This is a genomic window from Cognatishimia activa, from assembly GCF_001458335.1.
Classification (GTDB): Bacteria; Pseudomonadota; Alphaproteobacteria; order Rhodobacterales; family Rhodobacteraceae; genus Cognatishimia; species Cognatishimia activa.
The window spans coordinates 1-4,638 of record NZ_CYTO01000013.1 but is presented as its reverse complement, the minus strand read 5'-3'; the positions used below and the strand labels follow the sequence as shown (position 1 = coordinate 4,638).

The 4,638-nt window shown below is 52.8% G+C and carries 1 protein-coding gene; it reads left to right on the top strand.

Annotated elements, in window-relative coordinates:
- Positions 1-55: 55 nt before the first annotated feature.
- Entirely contained in the window at positions 56-4,522 is a 4,467-nt protein-coding gene (locus TA5113_RS08780) for an NACHT domain-containing protein (protein ID WP_258953917.1), read from the top strand.
- The last annotated feature ends 116 nt before the right edge of the window (positions 4,523-4,638 follow it).

Here is a 4,638-nt window from a genome sequence, read left to right as displayed (position 1 = left end):
CAAACAAGAAGGCGTCTAGGAAACTAGGGGCTATTCAAGCTATTCAAGGGCATCATTGGTTGAGCAGCTTTCGGGAGTGTTTGATCTTTCTTCTCTTCCAAGCATGCGCAGCGATCTCGTTAAGGTAGCAGAAGAAACAAGACATGCTCTTCAAGGTATCCGAATGGATATTTCTGGGCTGATCATCCCGCGAAATAGTATTCTCGATAAGATTAACGACATTGATGATGGCAAGCGATTTATCCAATTGACGGGCGAGGCCGGTTCGGGAAAGTCGGCGGTGTTACGAGCGCTGGCCGAAGAGCACGCTCGGCACGGTTTCGCTCTTGTTCTGACCGACAAGCGTCTCGTCGGCCCCGGCTGGCCCTCACTCGCCACGCACTTGCGTCTAGAAACGGAACGGCTTGCTGACCTCCTTTTTGAGCTAGCCACACTGGGAAAGCCAACTCTCTTCATCGACGGGATAGATCGCCTAGGTAATGAGATCCGTCAGACAATCTTGGACATCGTAAATATCCTTCTTGACGATCCAAGGCTTGCGGGCTGGCGCATTGTGGCATCTACCCGGTCGTCACACCTCGAAGACTTGAGGATATGGCTCCCTCCTCAACTCATTGAGGAGGGCCAAGCACACATCGTCGAGATCGATGGATTTGATGATAATGAGGCTGGCATCCTTGCTGAGCGGTTTCCAGCGATGCACGAAGTCCTATTCGCCGAGGGTCAAGAGAAGGAATTTGCAAGGCGACCTTTCTTTGCTCAGGTGTTGGCACAACGTTCAGTGAGCACTGATGGAGCGCCGGGCAGGTTTTCCGAGATTTCGCTAGCGCAGGTTTGGCTGGAAGGACAGCAGGGTCTACGTGATAAAGCCTCTTCGATTGAACGCCGCCAAGCGATCAGTGAGCTAGCCGCGAGATGCGCTCAAGCAGCCAATAGAAGCGGCGCAGTAGAAGGCATGACGGCTCAAACTCTGACGGCACTAGTACAAGAACGAGCGATAGCTGAAGTTGCGGGTAGCGGAAGATATTCCTTTACCCACGACATATTTCTTGAATGGGCAATGTTTGGATTGTGTCGCCAAAATGGTCCAGATTGGCCGGGCACCCTCGCGGCTGCTGGCGACAGGCCCGGACTAATCCGGGTGGTAGAGCTACTATCACAGTTTGAATTCGAGTCCGAAGACACCTGGACTGAAACGCAATTGGCACTGGAGCAGCAGGAAGCATGGCGTCATTGGAGCAGGGTTTGGCTTCTTGCCCCGTTTGCGTCTCCGGTGTTCTTTGAGCGAAAAGATGCGATTTCTGTTTTTTTGAGCGAAGACCACCGGCTCATCCGGCTCCTTTCTTCTTTCCGAGCACACAAGACTATCGAAAACCTTCTGATCGTCCATGGCGCGTTCGAACTCGGCGAGAAAACGAAATTCGAAAAATTCAGAATAGCTGACTTTTTGTCTTGGCCCCGCCCTGTTCGAAATTGGAAGCGCCTGCTGATCTGGTTGCTTTCACTTGATTGGAATGAGGCAACGGCTGAGGACATAGTTGACACGTTCGACGTATGGCTGAACCTTTTTCAAGATTATCCCGACCGAATCAAAGATCGTTATGCTGAACGAATTGATCAAATTCTTACTGAGTGGGATGCCTATGACTATCGGGATCGGGGGAAAAAAACCACTCCGCTGGGGTTTCATAAGAACGGTTTCGGCAGCAAAATTCGACAGGCTTTCCTAAGGTCCTCTCTCACAAACACCGACCTACTAAGTTGCAGGCTCCAAGCGTGGACGACCGAGCGAGTTGACGACAAAGTTCAGTCAAGCGTCTTTGCGTGGAGTGTGCGCCTTGCCGGTGTGGTTCCTGATGCCCTAGCTGACTTTTCGTTCCAGGCGTTTATCGAGCCACTGCCATCAGAGTCAGCTGAGAGGTCGCGGGGGCAGATGATCGGTTGGTCTCCCCATATGACCGATTGGGATTCTCCGGGCATCAGTGACCATTCGCGCCACTGCCATCCAGCCTCTCCTGTCCAGCAACCATTTGCAGCCCTTTTCGAGAACGCGCCTCAAGAAGGTCTTCGTTTAATTCGCAAGCTGCTCAGCCGGACCGTTGTCGCATGGAGAGAGCTACCCCGATACGACTATCACAACCGCGAAATTCCGGTTCCATTTAGCGTGGATTTCCCCTGGGGAACTCAAACGTTCTGGGGCGACCAAAGGATTTATGGTTGGTATCGAGGTCTGTTTTCTTGCGATATCCTCGAGTCGGCACTTATGGCGCTGGAAGATTGGGCGTTCTCCGAGCTTGAAGCCGGACGGGATGTTGACGAGATCGTAAGGGAGCTTGTTACAGGACACGAAAGCGTGGCCACTCTGGGCATCGCCTTGGGGGTCTTGTTGGACAAGGACGCGCTGTCACCTGCAGCAGCCGCTCTCGTAGGCTGCCAGCACATCTGGGCCATGGACGAGTACCGCTGGCAACACGACGTCCAAGGCCTTCACTCAAACGAAATCGGAGCGAGCTTCGGCTTTTCTAACGAGACAACTCATCTTGAAGCACTTAAACGCCTCAACTCGCGGCCTTCCCGGAAAAAGAACATCAGGTGGCTCGCGACAGCATTCATTCTCACAGCTAACGACCAACGCGAAAAGGTAGCGGAAAAGCTTACCAGCTTTCCAAACGAGCTACCCTTCACCCACGAAGGTCAAGATGATGATGATAAGTTAGTTGCATATTTTCTGCATCGAGCCGAGGAGTGGGCCGCTATTGCGGACCTTGCGAACTATGCTCATGTGGAGACCGATGACGGGAGAGTCGGCGTCGCATTCCAGCCATCAGACGAACGGGTGCAACAAGCGGAAGAAGCAGGTGAACGGCTAGCCCATTGGAACGAAGGCTTCCAACTGCTGAAACAAAGTGAGTCTTGGTTCGAGAGCGGCAAAATTGATGATCAGGCGCGAGATGAGATTGTTGCGCTCGCACGCGAGGTCGATAACGAGGACATGTTCAACGCTGGTTTCGATGCCGGAGACCCCGGCAGCCGCCGCGCTGGAGGAGTGGCGGCCGTGTCAGCAGCCATCTTAAGTTTCGGTGCCGATCTTCCAAAAGATCAACAGGAATGGGCCGAAGGCGTTGCTTTCCGCGCAGCCAATACTGTTCCGGCAAGTAATGAATTTTTTCACGCTGATGCTCCTGCCGAAGACAGACCCGAAACATTTGCGTCAAAGGCATTGGCGGCGATAATCAAGAATGGTGGGCCATCAGTAAGTTCAGCGCGGCAAGAATTGGTTCGGTTGTGTTTTCATCCCTACAAGGGCGTGCAGTTGTCTGCCTTGTCAAATGCCGCGTCATGTTGGCGAGAGCAAAAGGACTTCGCTGACAAATGCACGGCGCTCGCCTTCAAGTTGACGACACTTGAATTGGATCGTGGTTCGTCTGACTGGTACCGGCGACGTGATGAGAGACACAACCTTCTGGCCTCCGAAAAACAACAGCTGCTTGAGGCTGCTATACAAGGTCTAGCATCTGGCGATTGGAACAAGCTGTCTGATACCTATGCCGGAATTGAGCCGGAGCATTTGGATCAATGGCGCGTCAAAGACTTTGCATCGATGTTGTCGATCATCCCGAAAGACAGGTTCACTGATGATGATGGCTTTCGAGACGACATATTATCGCTCCTGCGTGACTTCGTGAACAAGCTCGCTGCAGCGATCAGTATTGCTGACGAGGCAGAACGCCGCTCGGGTTCAAGGCTATGGCGAGAGTTTTCCACATGTATCTGGGGCTTAGCGTCGATTTGTGAGGATTTACCTACAGAACAGGTGCGCACCGAGATCATACCCTTGTTGTCTTTATTGCCTATCGAACCGAAAAGCGAAGTCCTCTCTACCTTCGCGAATGCCTACTCTTGCATGCGACTTCTGGATGCTCCGGAGGTGCCATCAGGAATCTTCGACGTTTTCATTGATATCTTTGTGGCGGTTGAAGACCACCCCGATTGGAAACGTCCGGAGTGGCGGGAGGACTATGGTCTTCCTGATCAGCTTCACAAATTGGTTCGTATCGCAATGGGGGCAAATTGGGATCGGCCAGCAATGGGGGCGGCCCGGTTCGCTAACAATGATTGGTCTGATGCAAAGCTACTGAATCCACTGATTGATTGGATGCTCCAACGATTTGGGCACCTGCCTCAGGTCATGCAAGCATTCTTGCTCCATGTTGAAAGATCCTTCGATCATCGCGGAAGCGATTTCCTCGCTTCTAGGTTGGGGGGCATCGCGCCCGCCGTATGGCAGTCTAGAGGGTTTTGGTCCGGGGGGAGAACTGCACAACTTGCCGGTCTGCTTCAGACTTTTGCCGAACGAGACGCGCCATTGCAGCCTGATGTCCACGTCCAGTTTGTGGAAATTCTCGATCACTTAATTGAACTTGGGGACCGTCGCTCAGCAGCACTTCAAATGAGCTCGCTGTTTGACCTGCCACGATTCAGTAATCCGCCGCAGGTCCTACAACTTGAAACTTCGTCGTGAGGCCAGATTACAACTTCGCGCCCAAGGTCCGCTATAGAGCGTCATGGCTTGCCCGTTTGCGACTGCAGCGAATGTCTCCTTCTCTAATTGGGTGTCTGGGTCAAGCTCATATTCCT